The following is an 18,901-nucleotide window of genomic DNA, read 5'->3' as shown; positions in this document are numbered from 1 at the left end:
GCAATGGCAGAATACTTGAATAAGATAGAATTCTAGATTTATTAAGGATAAGGCGAGTAACCCTGCCAAGCCTCAATCCATATACTAGACCATCAATAAAAGTAATCATCAGTTAGTGCACAGATATTGAGCATATTGTATCGGTCGCTTATAAACTGCATTTTGTTTGTAAAATTCATTATATATATCTTTTTGTGGTTGTCCGTTAAGTTCAATTATCCAAAGATGTTCGTTGTTGTCTAAAGCAAAATCTGCGCTAAACTCGCCTAAATGGTAGTTGCTTGTTGTATCTATTGTTTTTGCGGTTTTTAAACTTAAAGCGTGGATCAAGCCAATGATCGAAGAAGCCTTTTCGTGCGGGAACAAATGATTGAACAAGTCCACTGTTAAACATGCTTTCTCACAGATGCTTGTATTGTAACTGCCTTTATAAGCAATCCGGCTGATTATATTCGTTATAGACCATATTCCCTTACTATTTTTCTGTACGAGGGCTCGGATATCAAAATTTTGATTGTTCAATTGTCGTATATCGATTCCTTCTTGAATGATATAAGGAGCGGAACCGATTAGTTGTTGTATGGTTTCTTGTAATTGTTTGGCGTCATTTAAAATGATTTGAGGTGTGAAATAGTGGAGAGCAATGTGAATTTTTCCTGATTTCATCATCTCCAACCGATATACACCTTTCCCTTTATTTCCGTAACAGGGTTTTAAGTAAAGGACTTTATAATGATCTAGTAAATGAATGATGTTCTCTTTGTCGTATGGAACGGTAAATGGCAAATAGTTAACAAGCTCTCTACTTAAACTATTATGAATCTCATGTTTGTTGAGTTGATTAATATGATTGAAACATTTATTTTTACCGATTACCGTCTCCAAAAGCTCGATTAACATGTGATCTGTATTGTAACAACGGTTGTAAACAACTTGAGGGAAAGCAAATTTGCTTAACACCCATTTTCGATTTGAACGATGAAGTCCGATTATGCTGTTTCGTCCCCAGTTAATAGAGGATGGAGTGAAACAGAATAATTTCATATCGGTTGTATTATATCGAAGATATTGTTTAAGAACATATTTCCTTTGATTACGGTTTGCAACCATAATGCCTACAAAACCGCGTCTATTATTCATTATTTACCTCCATCATTTTTATCAAGAGTCGTAATGATAGGGTATGTAACGAAAATGGATGTGCATGGACAACAATACAATCGAATAGAAATAATTTTTGTATATAGATATTTGCACTAATTTCTAATATTTGGAATAAACTGATTTGAATAAAAAATGGAGAGATACTTGAGTAAAAATCTCAAACCAAAAAAGGAGTGATTAGCAAGATGGGTAGATTACCAGGTCCCCCGGGACCTCCTGGCCCTCAAGGCCCTCAAGGCCCTCAAGGTCCACAAGGTCCACAAGGTCCGCAGGGAATTTGTCCCCCATGTCCTCCCGGACCCCAAGGCCCTCAAGGTCTGCAGGGTGTTACTGGTGCTACAGGAACTGCAGGTGCTATTGGTGCTACAGGATCTCCGGGTGCTACTGGCGCTACGGGATCTGCGGGAGCAAATGGTGCTACGGGATCTGCAGGTGCAACTGGTGCTGGTGCTACGGGATCTACAGGTTCTACAGGAGCAACAGGACCAACGGGAACTGCTGGAGGCGTATTAAGCTTTGCAGATTTCTTTGCGTTAATGCCTCCTGATAATGCCGCAACAGTTGCCCCAGGCACTGACGTAAGTTTTCCGCAAGATGGACCCACTAGTGGAACAACTATTTTCCGAACGAGTGCGAGTACGTTTAACTTATCTACAATAGGCACTTATCAGGTTTTATTTCAGTGCAGTGTAACAGAAGCGGGCCAAGTGTTGTTGACTCTTAATGGCGCTGACGTAGCTTCTTCTGTAATTGGGCGAGCAACAGGTACTACTCAGATGGCAGGAATGGCTCTCTTACAAACGACAGTCATTAACTCAATAATTACTGTAAGAAATCCTGCTGGCAATTCCACTGCACTAACGATGACTCCTATTGCTGGAGGAACAAGACCTGTCTCAGCGCACCTTATTATCATTCAAATCGCATAGAGCCCTTTCAGAAGACAAACATTAAATGTAAGAGAACCCGTGCAAAGGCTCGGGTTTTCTATTTTTTTGATTAAGCAAATTGTTATTTTATTATCATTTCGTGAATGACATTACCCATTTAATATAGTTATTTCTCCAAGCAGGTTCTTCAAGTTAATAGAATCCCACGGCATATGCTCCGTTATCCCTAATCCAACTACATCTGTTTCTTCAGACAGCTCTTTAATCAGATTAAGGAGCTGTGGTATCTGCATAGTTCCAGCAGCAGAAAATTCATAAGATGATCCAGGATTGGCGAATAATAAAGAACGAAATGCCTTTGGGTCAAGAACATCTAGATCAATGTGAATAGCTAGGTGCTTAATGTTACTTTTTTTAATCCCATTTTTTAGAGGTTCAGTGCTGTTTATTAATTCACTGGTTCCAGCAGTTTTAATACCTAATCTTTGAATGATTTCAGTATCTTGTTCTGTAGGAACTTCTAGTCCAGCGATAAAGACATTTTCAGGTTTAAGAGGGATTTTCACATGTTTGGCGCATGACGAGCAGCCTCTAATTGCGCAAGTAGCTGCTTTCTTCCATATATACCATTCTGGTTTTCAAGCGGAGTCCCATTATAAGCTTGAACGGGAACTTGAATAAGGGGCTGATCATTGTCAGGAGCTAACCAAGCAAGCAGCTCGGCTCCAAAAGAGTAGTTAGGGTTATTTCCACCTTGCCATTGCGGCATCAGCAAGCGTATTGTTTGTTTAGTCATTTTTTTATCTCCTTTACTTAAAGTAAAGCTAGTATAGAATGTAAAGATACATAAAAAAAGTATGCACTTTATAGGTAGGTACTTTCAGAAAGGGTAGTGCAATCATGAGTATGGCTGAATTTAAAGGCAAGGTTAAAAATATTCAAGATACGCCTTTTGGGTATACATTATCGGTTATTGGAGGCAAGTGGAAAATGGTTATTATTTACCTCCTAGCTGAAAACCAACCGGTTCGCTTTAATGATCTGAAGAGACAGATAGGAGTTATTACATATAAAATGTTAAGCTCACAGCTTAAAGAATTGGAAGCAGATGGCATGGTAAAACGGACAGAATATCCTCAAATTCCCCCAAAAGTCGAATACAGTCTTACTGAGAAAGTGGAAAGCTTATTGCCCGTTCTGGAAGGGTTGTGTGAGTGGGGAGTAAAGAACCAGAACAAGGATTGATGATCCAGAATAAGGATTGAAGAGATCAGTGTTAATACAGAAAGTATTGCTACGCTAATATTGATTTTAACCGAACGATCGTTTATTATAGAAACATGAGACATAAAGATGAGAATAAAAGCGAAGCTATTTTTGAAGCCACGATTCAATTGTTGAATGAAATAGGATTTTCGGATATTTCGATGTCCAAGATTGCCAAACGAGCGAATGTTTCTTCAGCTACGATTTACGTATATTTTGAAAATAAGGAGGACATGTTCGGTAAACTCTATAAAAGAGTGAAAGAGAAGATGAGCCAGCAGATGATTGATGGGCTCGATGGTACTTTGTCTACACAAGCATTGTGTGAAAGGTTCATGCGGAACTCAATGAAGTTCATTATGAACAACAAAGACTATTTCTTTTTCTTAGAGCAGTTCGCGACTTCACCGTTAATAGAAAAATTATCACTTGGCGATACCTCATCAATGTTTGGACCACTATTTGAAATAATGGAGAAGGGTAAGGAAATAGGAGAGATAAAGCCCTTCGATACTTTAGTTTTACTCACCTTTTGCTATTTTCCTATCACACAGCTGGCTAGGGCGCATTACAAAGGGCAATTAGAAGCTAATGAAGTGAATTTGCAGCAAGTTATAACTATGAGCTGGGATGCCATACGTTTGTAGATGGTTTCTGGCTTTGTCTTATAATAAACGAACGAACAGTTATTATAGAAAACAAATAAAGGAGACTTTTTATGAATAAGCAAAAGGAAAAAATCAGAGTTATTATTACAGGAGCTACAGGTATGGTCGGAGAAGGTGTCTTACATGAATGCCTTATGGACTCAGACGTAGAAAAAGTACTTTTAATTAATCGCAAACCTAGCGGAGTAGAGCATCCCAAGCTAACGGAAATTGTGCATGCTGATTTGTTTGATCTTTCTTCCATTAAAGCGGAGTTAAGGGGATACAATGCCTGCTTTTACTGTCTAGGTGTGTCTTCTGTTGGTATGAATGAAGCTACCTACACCAGAGTAACCTACGATTTGACTATGTATGTGGCAGGTCATCTTGCTAGCTTAAATCCTGAGATGGTTTTCTGTTACGTAACTGGTGAAGGAACGGATAGTACCGAGAAGGGAAAAAGCATGTGGGCTCGCGTGAAAGGAAGGACAGAGAATCATCTTCTACAGCTGCCATTCAAAGGTGCTTATATGTTCCGTCCTAGCTACATGCACCCAACTAAAGGTTTAAAAAGAACACATCGCTTTTATGGTTTGTTCTCTTGGGCGTATCCTATCCTGCGCAGACTGTTTCCGAGACATGTAATTACCTTACGGGAGCTAGGCCAAGCCATGATTGAAGTGGTTCATAGAGGGTATGGGGAGCACATCTTAAGAAGTACAGATGTAGTTAAACTCGTCCAATCCAAGTCAAAATGAAACCAATTCAACAAATAACAAAAAAAAATGCTAGTAGACAAAAACCGCGAAGGCTTGATGCTCCGCGGTTTTTGTCTATTCTTATACGAATTCTTTCATTATTCTTTTATTGGCCTTATGTATACTAAAAGGTGGCTTTCATTTAACAATCTAGATTCCTCTATTTGAGAAAGGAGAACTGTTCATGAAAAAAACAACGCTATCTTTATTAATTGCTTTACTAATATTAGGATCGTCATTATCACATATTGGACATGCGTATGCGGACGACACGGATTATACATTTTCGGCAAACGGGGGCAGTGCGTCGATTACTGCTTATACGGGAGTAGAGAAGGATATCACAATACCTGCGACTTTGGGCGGTTATCCGGTTACGAGCCTCGCTAATCCATTAGTACCCGATGGAAATGGGGTATTCGATGGAAAGGGAATTACCAACGTCATCTTTCCGGACAGCATCACGAGTATCGGTCGCTATGCGTTTCGTTATGGCTCCCTTACGACAGTAAATCTCCCGAAGAATTTGAAGACGCTCTCGAGTAGCTCATTTGAAGGAAACAAGCTGACTAGCATAGTCTTCCCAGACGGATTTATGACGGTAGGGTCATATGCATTCTATATGAATAAACTCACTAAAGTGCATTTTCCGGAAAGTATAACGAATATTGCTGGGGGCTCTTTTAGCAGTAATTTGCTTACAAGCGTAGTGATCCCGGATAGTATGACGAAGATTGGAACTAATGCATTCGAGCAAAACTTTCTGACAAGTGTAACCATATTAGGCGAGTCGACAGAGATGGGAGATAATATATTCTCCTTAAATCCCGGTCCTCTAAAGATATTCGGGATAGCAGGTTCCCCTGCACAAAGCTACGCGTCGAGCAATGGGCACGAATTTGTGGACGGAAAGACGTTGTTTCGGGCAATGGGCAAGGCCAAGCAGTTGTTAACAACTCGTATCCCTGGAGCGGGTGCAGGACAAGTACCAGCGAATGCTCTCAGTGACTTGAGAGCAGCACTCGACAACGCTAAGTCTTTCGTCAATGGTATCACGGGAGCGACAGTGTCAAGTGATCTTACTGCGCCCGCTAACGCGATAGGTGCGGCTATTCAGTCGTTCGAAGCCTTAATTGTCCCGGCCGGCAATCCGGCGACGTTGAGCGCTGCATTGGCAATTGCGAATCAAGCGCTAATAGATCATCCCCAAGGTACGGGTGTGGGACAGACTTCGGCTGCCGATCGTTCTGCCTTGCAAACCTCTATTGGTGCGGCACAGCAAGTATTCAATCAAGCGTCCAATTATAGACAAGATGAACTGGATGCCACTACTGGCATTTTACAAGCGGCAATTCAGACGTTTCAAAGTACGTTCATCCCTGCCGGTAATCCAGCAGCATTGGGAACAGCGCTTACGGATGCGAATCAGAAGCTTACAGCTCATCCTCAAGGGACGGGAGTTGGGCAGACGTCGGCGAGCGTCCGTACTACCTTGCAAACAGCGATAAATACGGCACAACAGGTGTTTAATCAAGCCGCTAATAATACTCAGACTCAATTGGATAGTGCGGTTAGTGCATTGAGATCGGCTCAACAAACGTTTGAAGCGGCAATAATAACTGCTGGGAATCCGGCAGCATTGGGAACAGCACTGACTGATGCTAACCAGAAGCTGACGGATCATCCTCAAGGTACGGGAGTAGGGCAGGCGTCGGCGAGCGTCCGTACCGCGTTGCAAACAGCGATTACTACGGCACAGCAGGTATTTAATCAAGCCGCTAATAATACTCAGGCCCAATTGGATAGTGCGGTTAGTGCATTGAGATCGGCAATTCTGACGTTTGAGGCGGCAATAATAACTGCTGGGAATCCGGCAGCATTAGGAACGGCGCTGACGGATGCGAATCAGAAGTTGACGGCTCATCCTCAAGGGACGGGAGTAGGGCAAGCGTCGGTGAGCGTTCGTACCGCGTTGCAAACAGCGATTAATACGGCACAGCAGGTGTTTAATCAAGCCGCTAATAATACTCAGACCCAATTGGATAGTGCGGTTAGTGCATTGAGATCGGCAATTCTGACGTTTGAGGCGGCAATAATAACTGCTGGGAATCCGGCAGCATTAGGAACGGCGCTGACGGATGCGAATCAGAAGTTGACGGCTCATCCTCAAGGGACGGGCGTAGGTCAGGCATCGGCAAGTGATCGTACTGTTCTGCAAACCGCTATAAATGCTGGGCAACAGGTGTTCACACAAGCCGCTAATTACACGCAAGGGCAAATAGATAATGAGGTAGGAACATTGAGGGCGGCGATTCAGGCGTTTGAGGCTACGATTATCCCTGCTGGCAATCCAGCAGCATTGGGAACAGCGCTGATTGATGCAAATAAGAAGTTAGCGGCTCATCCTCAAGGGACGGACGTAGGGCAGACGTCTGCAAGCGACCGTACTGTTCTGCAAACCGCAATAAGTGTTGGGCAGCAGGTATTTACACAAGCCGCCAATTACACGCAAGATCAATTAGATAATGCGGTAGGTACATTGAGGACGGCAATTCAAGCGTTCGAGGCTACGATTATCCCTGCTGGCAATCCAGTAGCATTGGGAACAGCACTGACGGATGCGAATCAGAAATTGACGGCTCATCCGCAAGGAACGGACGTAGGGCAGACGTCTGCAAGCGACCGTACTGTTCTGCAAACCGCAATAAGTGTTGGGCAGCAGGTATTTACACAAGCCGCCAATTACACGCAAGATCAATTAGATAATGCGGTAGGTACATTGAGGACGGCAATTCAAGCGTTCGAGGCTACGATTATCCTAGCAGGTGATCCGGCAACATTGGGAACAGCGCTGACGGATGCGAATCAGAAGTTGACGGCTCATCCTCAAGGGACGGACGTAGGTCAGGCATCGGCAAGCGACCGTACTGTTTTGCAAACCGCAATAAGTGCGGCACAACAGGTGTTTACGCAAGCAGCTGATTACACGCAAGGGCAATTAGATAATGCGGTAGGTACATTGAGAACGGCGATTCAGGCGTTCGAGGCTACAATTATCCTAGCAGGTGATCCTTCGGATTTGGAAGACTCGTTAGATGCAGCTAAGCAAGCACTGACGACTCATACAGAAGGGAAGAATGTTGGACAAGCATCGGCAGCAGATAGAGCTCATCTGCAATCTGCCATTGATGCAGCGCAAGACATATTCAATGACGCTACTCTTTACACGCAAGAACAATTGGATGAAGCCGTCACAAAATTGGAGACTGCACTTGATGGGTTCAATACTACGATTATCCTAGCAGGTGATCCTTCGGATTTGGAAGACTCGTTAGATGCCGCAAAGCAAGCACTAACGACACATACAGAAGGGACGAATGTCGGACAAGCATCGGCGGCAGGTAGAGCTAATCTACAAGTTGCAATTGATGCAGCGAAAAAAATATTCGATGACGCTGCTCTTTACACGCAAGAACAATTAAATGAAACCGTCACAAAATTGGAGACTGCAATCGACACGTTCAAGGCTACACTGATCCCAGCAGGCAGTGCTACACTACTGGAAGCTGCATTGTCTAGTGCCAAACAGACAATGCTAGCTCATCCCCAAGGTACGGGCGTAGGACAGACATCCAGAATCGCACAGACTACTCTGAAAGCAGCGATTGATGCGGCGCAGGTGATTTTCGATGACGCGAACCACTATACACAAGCTCAGCTGGACAACGCAGTAACTATCCTGGAAGCTGCTCTCAAGTCATTTGAAGCATTGATTATCAAGCCAAGTGCTTCCAGTGGAGATTCTCCGACTACGAAAAATATAATACTCGGCGACGTTTCAACAGCGGTGAGATTCACGACTGAGAAGAACAGTGACGGGCAAACCTTGATAAGATTATCACTAACGCAAGAGCAATTGCAGCAGCTGCTTACATCCGATAAATCAAAAGCCCAAATCACTATAAACGGGCTGGGCGAGGCAGTGAAGGTGAGCATGCCTACTGCACCACTGTTGCAAAAGCTTAAAGAGCAGCCAAACGCGGAACTTCAAGTCTTTGTGAATGGAAACGGATTAAGCATTTCCTTAAGCGAGATCGGACAATTATCGAAGGAATCGATTCTTACTTTTACAATCACGGAATCTGCTATCGTGACTGGAAGCGCCTTGAAAGAAGCGATCAAGGGTTTAGGCGCGACTTCATTAATTGACAATCCAATCGTATATGCTTTGGATTCGGATGGACGGGCTATCGAGAATTTGCACGGCAACAAAGCTCAACGAACGATTAAGCTTCCAGCAGCAGCCAACCCGAACCAAACGACAGCTGTTTGGATAGATGCGAACAACAAGCTACACTTTGTGCCTTCCCTGGTTGCAAGAGATGGAACCGTGACGATCCTTTCTTCACTTAACGGCGCATTTACGGTTATTCAATTAGATCGAAAGTTTTCCGATATACAAGGACATTGGGCGAAAGCGGATATTGAGTTACTGGCCAACAAGCTGATCGTTGATGGACGGTCTGAAGGTCAATTCTCACCAAACGAGAAGGTTACCCGAGCCGAATTTGCGGCGTTACTTGTACGTGCTCTCGGATTGCCCGAGATAAGCCAAATTAAGTCGTTTACGGACGTAAAAGCTTCAGATTGGTACGCGGGCGCGGTGGGTACTGCTCAGCAATCCGGTTTGATCGGAGGCTTTGAGGATGGGGCATTCAGGCCTAATGCCAGTATTACGCGTGAGCAAATGGCTTCGATGATCGCAAGAGCATTGACGATCTCCGGGAAAACGTTAAAGGTGAATAACGATAATGGATTACAAGCATTTTCTGACAGTAAAAGCATATCGAGCTGGGCAGAAGAAGCGACAGCGCAGCTATTAGAAACAGGGATTATCCAAGGCGTATCGGACACGAGGTTTGATCCGAAGGCTGACGCTTCCCGTGCACAAAGCGTTGTCATCCTGAAGCGTATGTTACAATTTTTGAATTTCATCAATACATGATGGACAAATATGAAGTCATTATTCTCGAAATAAAGGAAAGGGAACCTGCAAATCAGGTTCCCTTTTCCCGTTCTTCGAAGATTGTAACAATTACAGCTTGCGGTATTGAGGCAGCCATTCCTTGGCGGCATCAAACATTTTGTTAGTCATACTTCCCCGGTTTTCGATTATTTAGTCCGCTCATAGCGTCTTGCAGCCCGCCGAACCTCGGTTTCCGACCAATTAGTCCGCTCCCAGCGGGTTGCAGCCCACGGAAATTCGGTTCCCGACCAATTAGTCCGCTCACAGCGGTTTGCAGCACACAGAACCTCGTTTTTCCACCATTTAGTCCGTTCCCAGCGTGTTGCAGCCCACCAACCTCCGTTTTTCAACCAATTAGTCCGCTCACAGCGGGTTACAGCCAAGCGCTCCCGGGTTTCCGGTCAAATCGCCGCTGCCACGGAGTTCGCAGAAGATTAATCATTACGCAACATAAATTTCCATTATTCGTCTATATCAATGATTGCACCTGCGAGCAGTGGAGGACAGTTTATGAGAAGAATGATAACAATCGCTTTGTTTACATTTACGATAGTCGGTGTTTGTGTACTCATCCCAAATAAGGTGTTCGCATGTAGCTGCGGCGAATCCAGTATCGAGAAAAGACTTGAGCTATCTAGCACTGTATTTACAGGTACTCTGGTCAGTAAAGATGAAGAAGGCGGGAATATTTTGAATGTAGATAAAGTCTGGAAGGGCGACCCGGCAGATGGTTATGTCTATAGTGGCTTTTTAGGTATGTGTGGAACTGAATTTGAAATAGGAAATAAATATTTAGTTTTTACAGAGAAGTTTAAGGGAAAAGAAACAACCTCACTTTGTAGTGGTAATAAATTAATAACTGATGCAGGCAAAGATATTAAAGCCCTAAATCATGTAATACAACCCGAGTGGAGTAAACATTTACTGTTGATATGTTTTGCATCTGCGTGCGTATTAGCAATCTCATTGGTAATATGGAGGGCTAAATTTCGGCTCAAAAAATAATGTTCAACGAACCGGCTGCATAAATTCTTGGTCAACATATTTGAATGAATCAAACAATCCCTGTGACCCATATGGAATAAATATCTCACTATTATCAATCACTACGTAAGACTGGGCCGATGTAGCAAGTTCTTGCCTAATAGGATTGATCTTTTTGAAATTATCAACATGGGTGAAAGAGAATACCCACAAGTTCATGTCAATTAATCCATCCCCCGCAGCAACTATTAATTCATAAGTTCCATCTGAATCAAAATCGTATATGCCTGCTTGTAGCTTGAAACCATCGTTTAGGTAACCCAAATCATCGAATGCATTTGTTCCATCAGATATAGACAAATCGAGCGGCCAACCAGAATTAGCATCAGGGAATAATATATATGCTTTTGTTCCATTTGGATGATCCATACCAAATACGATTTCAGCATTATCATTTCCGAAATTGATCTTTAGCGTCGTATCAGGTTCAGTTTGTTTCCAATCCATATGAACCAACGATTCTCCGGAGCTTGTCCGAATTAATGAATCTTCAGCTGATATAATTGGTTCAGGTGACTTCTCCAGTGTAATATCATTAGCAGCAGAAGCAGGTGCACTTGATTCTGGACTGGACGAATAATTCGTAGGCTGACTACTTTCTTGTTTTATATTAGTAGTTGTACAACCGCTAATCAGTAGTAAAGAAATTAAAAAGTAAAAAGGAGGGACTTTTAAATAGAACCAATTCATCTCAACACTCTCCATATTTCCCAGTAATTCGACAATTATAACATCAAATAAACGGAATTATAAAGCTAATGGGGAATATTGGGCTCAGCTAGTTTAGATTTCGGAAATACCGGTTGACAAGCATAATAGGTTGAAATTAGAAAATGAGTATGATACTATAATTTTTAATTAACGATAGGGAGTTGAAGAGGATAATGTGATTTTTCTTGCTGACTATATAAAAATAATAAAACAACCGAAGCGGTTTTTTTCGCATGTTTTATTTTTTATGAGCAAGAAAGTTACTAACTCTTTTCACTCAATCAATATATCCTAATCTAACTCTATATGGGGTTGGGTTAACTGTATTTATTTGAGCTACAAGAAGTAACTTTCTTGTGGCTCTTATTTTTGTATACAGGAGGGTATTTTATGTCATTAATAAATGTAACGAATCTAACCTTTGCCTATGATGGCAGCTACGATAACATATTTCAAAACGTAAATTTTCAACTAGATACCGATTGGAAATTAGGATTTACGGGAAGAAACGGGAGAGGTAAAACGACTTTTCTTAGCTTGTTACTTGGTAAATATGAATACAGCGGAACGATTTCGGCAAAAGTCAGCTTTGAATATTTCCCTTTCCATGTCGAGAACAAGGAAAACAATACACTCGATGTAATCAACGATATTTATCCAGACTATCTTCATTGGGAATTAATGCGTGAACTATCCTTACTGAAGGTTTCTGAAGATGTTTTATATCGACCATTTGATTCATTGTCCAACGGGGAGCAAACGAAAGTGTTGCTGGCTGCCTTATTTCTTAAGGAAAATAGCTTTCTGTTAATTGATGAACCAACCAATCATCTGGATAGGAACGCACGAAAGCTGGTCAGTAACTATCTTAAGACCAAAAGCGGATTTATTTTGGTGTCTCACGACAGATCCTTTCTTGATAACTGCGTAGATCACATTCTTTCCATCAATAAGACTAACGTAGAAGTACAAAAAGGTAACTTTTCCGATTGGTGGGAAAATAAAAAGAGGCAGGATAACTTTGAGCTTGGAGAGAACGAAAAGCTTAAAAAAGACATCAAACGAATGTCTGAATCTGCTAAAAGAACGAGCCATTGGTCCGATGAAGTGGAAAAAACAAAGAACGGTACAAGAAATTCAGGTTTAAGGGTAGATAGAGGATATGTCGGGCACAAGGCAGCTAAAATGATGAAACGCTCTAAATCAATTGAGAATCGACAGCAATCTGCTATTGATGAAAGGTCTAAGCTCCTCAAAAATATTGAAAGCTCTGAAAGCTTGAAGATTTCGCAGCTTGCTTTTCATAAAAACCAACTTGCTGAGCTGGATAATGTATCGATTTTTTACGGAGAAAAGATGGTTTGCACAGATATTAGTTTTACTATAGAACAAGGTGATCGCATTGCGCTTACAGGTAAAAATGGTTCCGGAAAATCAAGCATTATCAAGCTTATTTGCGGTGAGAGTATTCATTATACTGGTACTTTCAGAAAGGGTAGTCAGCTTAAAATATCCTACGTCTCGCAGGACACCTCACATTTACAGGGCAATTTAACGGACTACGCTATAAATAATGGCATTGATGAGAGCCTATTTAAAGCGATTTTAAGAAAGCTTGATTTTTCCAGAGTTCAATTTGAAAAGGATATTTCAGCTTTTAGCGGTGGCCAGAAGAAGAAAGTGCTAATCGCAAAAAGCCTAAGTGAGCAAGCTCATTTGCAAATCTGGGATGAACCGCTCAATTATATTGATGTTATTTCTCGTATGCAGATTGAAGAGCTGCTGCTTGAATACTCACCAACGATTCTTTTTGTGGAGCATGATAGTGAGTTTTGCAAAAATATTGCTACTAAGATTATTGAGCTTTAGCGTAAGTCTATACAATAGTGGGGGATATAAATGGGCAATTCACAAGAAAAGAACGAGGACATCTTTACTATAGAGTGTGACGATATCCTTTTAAGAGAGTATCGGGTTGAGGATTTAGACGAATTCCACAATCTTACCTGGCAGCCTCACTTTTATGAATTTTTAACTGATTGGAATGTATCCATGGAGCAAAGGGAAGACTGGTTCAAAAATTATGAAATACCAGAAAACAAACAATTTTTGAATGCTGTATCCAGAGATGGAGATATTGGAGAGCTACGTTTGAGGTTGAGTATAATATCCAAAGCTACTGGCCAGTTTATCGGTGTTTGCGGTACAGGAATAAAGGATGAATTGCCTCCCCCCAATAGAGAGATTTATTATGGAATTTCCAACGACCACAGAAACAAGGGGTACACGACACAAGCCGCAAAAGGATTAATTAAGTATTTGTTTGATAAAACAAATGTCGAGGAACTCATTGCTATTGCTCAGATACACAACCTTGCGTCGAATAAAGTGATTCAAAAATGTGGTTTTGAATTTCAAAATGTTTTTGAGATTGACAGTATGAAGTACAAGTATTACAAGCATAGAAAGTACTAGTTGAACGACACGAAACTAAGGGGCTGCCATATGGTAGCCTCTTTGTTGAGATGATAGGTAACGGGGCTGAATAATCAAGTTTAGCTGCTTTTGCTCACCTAGCGGACAAGATAATAAAATTGGCACATCGAATATTTATGGAATTGGACCTTTATTTAGTCCATTGATGGCGATAAATTAGATATAAGAACACAAGTAAAGGTGAGGGTCGCTATGCCAGTATCCATTGTAAAGTCAGATGAAGAAATACTAACAACCTATACTTTAATGAAACAATTACGCCCCCACCTTAAAGAAGAAACGTATTTGAGCAAAATCAAGCATTTACAGTTAGAATATGGATATAAGTTAATTGTAATATTTGAAAATGGGGTAGCAAAGGCAGCAGCTGGTTACAGAATTTGTGATTCTTTAGCTTGGGGAAAGTATTTGTATGTCGATGATCTAATCACCGATCAAGAAAGTCGTTCAAGTGGATACGGAAAACAACTGTTCGACTTGCTAGATGAGGAATTGTTAAAGAATCAATGTGATGGAATGCACTTGGATTCAGGGGTTCAAAGACATGATGCTCATCGCTTTTATCTAAACAGGAAAATGAAAATCACTTGCCACCATTTTGAAAAATCTTATTGAGTAGTTATGGGGTAGTATCCGAAAACGAGATTGCAGATCAGAAGGACGTCTCAAGAACGAGGTGGATGTTAGAGAATGAAATTCATGTGCGAATGTGGTCATCCCATATATGATTCAACTGATTACTTGCCTTATAAGGCTCACTTAATATCAGATCAAGACTGGTTTGATTTCTTGGATGAAATTGATCATGCAATCGAAAAATCAGGACCAACTGCAAAAGATAAAGAAAAAGCATTGATGAATATTAGATCGCTATCAACGAATTTATCTAAAATGGTGTATCAGTGTAGCGAGTGTGGGAATATGTTTTTTGATAACAATTCGCCTCGACTAGAAGTTTTTAGAGCTGCTAGTGATAGTCCGAATAAAACATTATTACAATCAGCTCATGGAGATCAATGGAAAGGTTTTTTATATGGTGATTGGGTAGACGATAATCCGATATGGAGAGTAAAGGGATATATAACAGCATCAAGCTTACATGAGGGAAAACAATGCGATGATCGGGTAACTCTTGAAAAAGAGTATTATTTACTTTTCAATGAGTTGAGGGACAAAAGTGTTCTAAGGTCCAGCATTCTTAGAAAGAACGGTACTATAATTCATACATGGAGTTTAGATTAAGTTTGAATCGCGTCTATCTACTTGACGCGATTTTTCATTTTAAAATATAAATGCATTGTACAGCAACATTTGAACTTAATTACCGTCTAACTAACTGGTAATTACAGGGAAGATTGTGAAAAGATGAAAGAGTACCGAGTGAATTAACGATTCTTAACAGAAAAAAATTAAATTACTACTGGAAGATGGTCACCTAAAGGCGACTAAATAAGTCAAAAGGGGTCCGGAATTAGTGGAAATCATTTTTGTTCGCCACGGGCAAGGATTACATAATACGGATATACCGGATAGATTAAACACTGAAAATCCCCGTTTAACCGAAAAAGGTCGTGAGCAGGTTGCTCATCTAAAGACAGTATTCTCATTTAATGAGGATGATGTGTTCGTTTCCAGCCCAACAATAAGAACAATTGAGACAACAAACATTATTACGAGTGAACTAGACTCGGTTAAAAAATACGTTAGTCCAATTGTAGGACCGCGAATGTTCCCATTCCCAACAAATCCAGAAGACTATGTTTTGAGGTGTGATATGAGCTATCCACTTAAGAATATTATTAATGATTATCCAGACTTTACCGTACTGGAAAGTGACGATCAGGAGTTATGGGAAAAATGGATAAATACTTTGGCTGAATCAGATTTCGTACCGCTTGGATTGAGGCTGATAAGCTGGATTAAGAAGTTGAGCACAAATAGAGTCTTTATAATAGCTCATGATGGAACTATAACATATTACCGCCTTTTGTTAGGTGAGAATGGATTGACGAGATCTGATTTCTTGGGAGAAGCTGGGTGGTACAAATTAGAAGTTCAAAAGCTAAATTAAAGAAGGATATGGCCAAGTGACGCTTGAAATTTATTAGTCTTCTAAATAATAAAACCGGCCTACTACTTACCAGAAATGGTAGGAAGCAGGCCGGCTGTACGTTGTTATTTCTTTTCAAATTCATAATTGCCGCTAAATAGATTGTCGTCATGGAAAGCGATGATGAACATATCATAATGCTCGTTCGATAGGATTTCTTTCAAGCTGAATTCGGAATAATAGCGGTTGTCGTAAACCGTTAGCTTGTGAAAATTTTGAGCTAAATACGGCGTTAAAGGGTTCATGAAAGAATCTTTAAGCAGCACGACATTTAATTTATTGTTAGCCTTTGGATTCTCATAAGTGATTTTTCGTCTGTCTCCACCGTAGATGGTCCCATATGCATAAGTGCTTTGACCTCTTTTGAAACCATAAAAATCACTAAACTTTTTAATGTTTTCTGTTCCATCTTTATTGATAACTTCAAGTTTGGAAAAGGTGAACGGCACTTTTGGCTCGTAAATGGTTGTTCTGTCAGCTGTTTTTGGATTTATAGCAAAGTTGATTTGAGTGTTATAACTGCCTTCGAATTTACCCGTTGTTAGTTTAGATACATTGATTTCACCCAAGGACATGGGCTTGTCTTTGAACTGGGTAGACTTGTTAGAGATTTGCGTAATCATTTCCTGGTAAGCCGTAAAAGCGCCTTTAATATTCCAATGATGGTCGGTTTCCAAGTAAAGCTCTTCCAGCTGCGCCTTCGTAAAGGCATCAAACTTGTCACCGATATTAACCACATTCACGCTTTTATCAAGTTTAGATAAGAAATACTCTTTAGATTTGGCGTAAGCGTCGGTTTGCATATATTCGGGATATAGATGCATTAAAGCTTTGGTTCTCGATGGGTTAAAGACGAAAAATGTTTCCGTATTTAGATCCTCGGCGAATTTAACTACGTCGTTTAATTTCGCGGTCGATTCGTCAATTCTATTCGTATGAACGACCTTGTCGGGAACGGGTAAAATCCATTTGTGATTGGTCACCACAAGCTTGGACACGATTCGTGAGTCTTTAATTTTTGTTCCGTCTTCGGGAGTGCGTGACTCTTGAGCGTGAAAAATGTTCTCGAACAGCATAGAGTTATAAATCTTAGAATTTTGCTGAGTTTGATAGATTTTAACCATTTCGTCACGGAATACGATTTGATCATTTACATACTGATTCATGTCTTCGAAGAAGCTGCGTGTTGTAATGGCTTTGGCGTTAATAGTGGGCAGCTTGCTTAAAGATCTATTTTCGACGGTGGAGATGTCTCTATCTGGTGAAATGATGCTCGTAATTGCGAAACCAAATATGATAGCTAAAAATGTGACGATATAAACGATGGAAATAGGCTTATTCACTTAGGTCCTCCAGTTGAAAAGGTTAGAATCTAAAATATAAGAAGGGATTATAGGTTGAATTAATAAGATACAAGATCACTTGTGCGAAAAGGAAAAAGGTAAACAGGAATGAAACAGCACTTTGTACTTTCGTTATCGATTTGTTGAATTGTAGCTTCTGCAGCTTCGGATACACAGGCATAGCAACAATAATAGCAATGGCAAAGTGGAACCAATTCAGAGATAACAAAGAGAGTGCTTGGGAATCGAATATTTCGTTGCCACGAGAATAGAACATGGAAGCTATGAAATCTGTTGCGTATCCAAAGTTGTCAGCGCGGAAGAATACCCATCCAATCATAACAAGCAGCAGCACAACAGCATGGTTTAACGGATAAATTTTAGAAAGCATCTTCTCGAGGCCGGCTTTTTCTAAAGCGATAAGAATCCCGTAGTATAAGCCCCATGCAATGAAAGTCCAGCTCGCCCCGTGCCAGAACCCCGTTAGTGCCCACACAATAAATAAGTTGCGATAGATCTTCCACGATGCAACTCTGCTTCCGCCGAGCGGAATATAAACATAATCCCGGAACCAACTGCCAAGGGAGATATGCCAGCGTCGCCAGAACTCAGAAATGCTCTTAGAAATATACGGATAATTAAAATTCTCTGCGAACTCAAAGCCAAACATTTTAGCTAAGCCGATAGCCATATCGCTGTAGCCTGAGAAATCAAAATAGATTTGCAGGGTATAAGCCATAATTCCAATCCAAGCGCTCCCGGTTGAAAGGTCCATTGTAGAGGTGGTGAACACGGTATCTGCTACGGACCCGAGAGGGTTGGCTAAAAGGATCTTTTTAGATAACCCCAGAATAAAACGTTTAATTCCTTCAGCGAATTGAGTGGAGGAAAATACGCGTTTGCTGAGTTGTTCGGCGACAGCATTGTATCGAATAATGGGGCCTGCTACAAGCTGCGGGAAAAATGTAATGTAAAGCGACAAGCTGAAGAGATTTCGTTGCGCTTTTTCTCTTTTTCTATACACATCAATTAAATAACTAAGCGCATGGAACGTATAAAAGGAAATTCCTATAGGTAATGGTACTGGTTCTAGATGAAAATTGGTTTGTAGTACAGAATTCATCGCATCGACAAAAAAGTTAGCGTACTTAAAAAATCCTAGAAGTCCAATATTCACGACAATTGCTAACGTTAATATGGAGACTCTCTTTTTTTCGTTATTTTCTGTTTTATCGATCCAAATCCCATAACCATAGTTCATGATAATGGATAATAACATTAGAACGACGTACCTAGGTTCACCCCAAGCATAGAAGACCAAGCTGAAAGTTAATAAAATCGCATTTTTCCATTTGAACGGAACAGCAAAATAGAGGGTAAGAACAAGCGGTAAAAAGAAAAACAAAAATATGACTGAACTAAATACCAAATCTAACTTCCTCCTTG

17 protein-coding genes and 1 pseudogene are annotated in these 18,901 nt (G+C 40.9%); 12 read left to right on the top strand and 6 right to left on the bottom strand.

All coding sequences use genetic code 11. From position 1 onward, the window contains the following. Positions 1–108 precede the first annotated feature (108 nt). Positions 109–1,140 (bottom strand): YheC/YheD family endospore coat-associated protein, encoded by a 1,032-nt coding sequence (locus KCTCHS21_RS16840; protein WP_130610703.1) that lies wholly within the window; start codon positions 1,138–1,140, stop codon positions 109–111. Between the two features lie 209 nt (positions 1,141–1,349). On the opposite strand from KCTCHS21_RS16840, the gene KCTCHS21_RS31730 reads away from it, so the two are divergent. Continuing rightward, on the top strand, positions 1,350–2,093 hold the full coding sequence (locus KCTCHS21_RS31730) for a collagen-like protein (RefSeq protein ID WP_130610700.1): 744 nt from the start codon (positions 1,350–1,352) through the stop codon (positions 2,091–2,093). Between the two features lie 110 nt (positions 2,094–2,203). Here KCTCHS21_RS31730 and KCTCHS21_RS16830 read toward each other — a convergent pair. Beyond that, positions 2,204–2,850: pseudogene (locus KCTCHS21_RS16830) on the bottom strand (arginase family protein). Positions 2,851–2,954: 104 nt separating this feature from the next. Here KCTCHS21_RS16830 and KCTCHS21_RS16825 point away from each other — a divergent pair. The 5 genes from KCTCHS21_RS16825 to KCTCHS21_RS31170 all read left to right on the top strand — a co-directional run bounded on the left by KCTCHS21_RS16825 (position 2,955) and on the right by KCTCHS21_RS31170 (position 9,876). Continuing rightward, the gene (locus KCTCHS21_RS16825) at positions 2,955–3,299 is read left to right on the top strand and encodes a winged helix-turn-helix transcriptional regulator (RefSeq protein WP_130610697.1); all 345 of its coding nucleotides are present in this window, start codon (positions 2,955–2,957) and stop codon (positions 3,297–3,299) included. 95 nt (positions 3,300–3,394) lie between these two features. Continuing rightward, positions 3,395–3,967, top strand: coding sequence for a TetR/AcrR family transcriptional regulator (locus KCTCHS21_RS16820; RefSeq protein WP_130610694.1), 573 nt, complete (start codon positions 3,395–3,397; stop codon positions 3,965–3,967). Positions 3,968–4,038: 71 nt separating this feature from the next. Further along, on the top strand, positions 4,039–4,725 hold the full coding sequence (locus tag KCTCHS21_RS16815; protein ID WP_130610691.1) for an NAD-dependent epimerase/dehydratase family protein: 687 nt from the start codon (positions 4,039–4,041) through the stop codon (positions 4,723–4,725). A gap of 184 nt (positions 4,726–4,909) precedes the next feature. Continuing rightward, positions 4,910–9,730 (top strand): S-layer homology domain-containing protein, encoded by a 4,821-nt coding sequence (locus tag KCTCHS21_RS16810; RefSeq protein WP_130610688.1) that lies wholly within the window; start codon positions 4,910–4,912, stop codon positions 9,728–9,730. Further along, a complete protein-coding gene (locus KCTCHS21_RS31170) occupies positions 9,727–9,876 on the top strand; it encodes a hypothetical protein (protein ID WP_162309344.1) in 150 nt (49 codons plus the stop codon). The genes KCTCHS21_RS16810 and KCTCHS21_RS31170 overlap by 4 nt, the downstream gene beginning before the upstream one ends. Here KCTCHS21_RS31170 and KCTCHS21_RS30915 read toward each other — a convergent pair. Continuing rightward, entirely contained in the window at positions 9,873–10,031 is a 159-nt protein-coding gene (locus KCTCHS21_RS30915; protein WP_157994065.1) for a hypothetical protein, read from the bottom strand. The genes KCTCHS21_RS31170 and KCTCHS21_RS30915 overlap by 4 nt on opposite strands. A 230-nt stretch (positions 10,032–10,261) precedes the next feature. On the opposite strand from KCTCHS21_RS30915, the gene KCTCHS21_RS16805 reads away from it, so the two are divergent. Next, positions 10,262–10,756, top strand: a complete 495-nt coding sequence (locus tag KCTCHS21_RS16805) for a hypothetical protein (protein WP_130610685.1) — start codon at positions 10,262–10,264, stop codon at positions 10,754–10,756. A gap of 3 nt (positions 10,757–10,759) precedes the next feature. Here the strand turns inward: KCTCHS21_RS16805 and KCTCHS21_RS16800 are convergent, their stop codons facing one another. Next, on the bottom strand, positions 10,760–11,485 hold the full coding sequence (locus tag KCTCHS21_RS16800; RefSeq protein WP_130610682.1) for a hypothetical protein: 726 nt from the start codon (positions 11,483–11,485) through the stop codon (positions 10,760–10,762). Positions 11,486–11,896: 411 nt separating this feature from the next. Here KCTCHS21_RS16800 and KCTCHS21_RS16795 point away from each other — a divergent pair, with 411 nt between their 5' ends. From KCTCHS21_RS16795 to KCTCHS21_RS16775, 5 genes are all read left to right on the top strand, one after another. Further along, positions 11,897–13,375 (top strand): Lsa family ABC-F type ribosomal protection protein, encoded by a 1,479-nt coding sequence (locus KCTCHS21_RS16795; RefSeq protein WP_130610679.1) that lies wholly within the window; start codon positions 11,897–11,899, stop codon positions 13,373–13,375. A 30-nt stretch (positions 13,376–13,405) separates the two neighbouring features. Then, entirely contained in the window at positions 13,406–13,981 is a 576-nt protein-coding gene (locus KCTCHS21_RS16790; protein WP_130610676.1) for a GNAT family N-acetyltransferase, read from the top strand. A 213-nt stretch (positions 13,982–14,194) separates the two neighbouring features. Beyond that, entirely contained in the window at positions 14,195–14,617 is a 423-nt protein-coding gene (locus KCTCHS21_RS16785; RefSeq protein ID WP_130610673.1) for a GNAT family N-acetyltransferase, read from the top strand. Positions 14,618–14,692: 75 nt separating this feature from the next. Beyond that, positions 14,693–15,244, top strand: coding sequence for a DUF8617 domain-containing protein (locus tag KCTCHS21_RS16780; RefSeq protein WP_232057861.1), 552 nt, complete (start codon positions 14,693–14,695; stop codon positions 15,242–15,244). Positions 15,245–15,476: 232 nt separating this feature from the next. Beyond that, positions 15,477–16,073: a histidine phosphatase family protein gene (locus KCTCHS21_RS16775; protein ID WP_130610670.1), complete on the top strand. Its 597-nt coding sequence runs from the start codon at positions 15,477–15,479 to the stop codon at positions 16,071–16,073. A 104-nt stretch (positions 16,074–16,177) separates the two neighbouring features. Here the strand turns inward: KCTCHS21_RS16775 and KCTCHS21_RS16770 are convergent, their stop codons facing one another. Then, positions 16,178–17,455, bottom strand: a complete 1,278-nt coding sequence (locus KCTCHS21_RS16770; RefSeq protein ID WP_130610666.1) for a DHHW family protein — start codon at positions 17,453–17,455, stop codon at positions 16,178–16,180. 22 nt (positions 17,456–17,477) lie between these two features. Beyond that, a complete protein-coding gene (locus tag KCTCHS21_RS16765; RefSeq protein WP_130610663.1) occupies positions 17,478–18,884 on the bottom strand; it encodes an MBOAT family O-acyltransferase in 1,407 nt (468 codons plus the stop codon). Positions 18,885–18,901 lie beyond the last annotated feature (17 nt).

Source organism: Cohnella abietis, assembly GCF_004295585.1.
Taxonomy (GTDB): domain Bacteria; phylum Bacillota; class Bacilli; order Paenibacillales; family Paenibacillaceae; genus Cohnella; species Cohnella abietis.
Note: the sequence above shows the minus strand (reverse complement) of the source record. Positions and strands in the feature narration are given on the sequence as shown.

Bases quoted from the DNA above. Each gene is read 5' to 3' on its own strand.
- KCTCHS21_RS16840 (WP_130610703.1), bottom strand. From the start codon at position 1,140: ATGAATAATAGACGCGGTTTTGTAGGCATTATGGTTGCAAACCGTAAT.
- KCTCHS21_RS31730 (WP_130610700.1), top strand. From the start codon at position 1,350: ATGGGTAGATTACCAGGTCCCCCGGGACCTCCTGGCCCTCAAGGCCCT.
- KCTCHS21_RS16825 (WP_130610697.1), top strand. From the start codon at position 2,955: ATGAGTATGGCTGAATTTAAAGGCAAGGTTAAAAATATTCAAGATACG.
- KCTCHS21_RS16820 (WP_130610694.1), top strand. From the start codon at position 3,395: ATGAGACATAAAGATGAGAATAAAAGCGAAGCTATTTTTGAAGCCACG.
- KCTCHS21_RS16815 (WP_130610691.1), top strand. From the start codon at position 4,039: ATGAATAAGCAAAAGGAAAAAATCAGAGTTATTATTACAGGAGCTACA.
- KCTCHS21_RS16810 (WP_130610688.1), top strand. From the start codon at position 4,910: ATGAAAAAAACAACGCTATCTTTATTAATTGCTTTACTAATATTAGGA.
- KCTCHS21_RS31170 (WP_162309344.1), top strand. From the start codon at position 9,727: ATGATGGACAAATATGAAGTCATTATTCTCGAAATAAAGGAAAGGGAA.
- KCTCHS21_RS16805 (WP_130610685.1), top strand. From the start codon at position 10,262: ATGAGAAGAATGATAACAATCGCTTTGTTTACATTTACGATAGTCGGT.
- KCTCHS21_RS16800 (WP_130610682.1), bottom strand. From the start codon at position 11,485: ATGAATTGGTTCTATTTAAAAGTCCCTCCTTTTTACTTTTTAATTTCT.
- KCTCHS21_RS16795 (WP_130610679.1), top strand. From the start codon at position 11,897: ATGTCATTAATAAATGTAACGAATCTAACCTTTGCCTATGATGGCAGC.
- KCTCHS21_RS16790 (WP_130610676.1), top strand. From the start codon at position 13,406: ATGGGCAATTCACAAGAAAAGAACGAGGACATCTTTACTATAGAGTGT.
- KCTCHS21_RS16785 (WP_130610673.1), top strand. From the start codon at position 14,195: ATGCCAGTATCCATTGTAAAGTCAGATGAAGAAATACTAACAACCTAT.
- KCTCHS21_RS16780 (WP_232057861.1), top strand. From the start codon at position 14,693: ATGAAATTCATGTGCGAATGTGGTCATCCCATATATGATTCAACTGAT.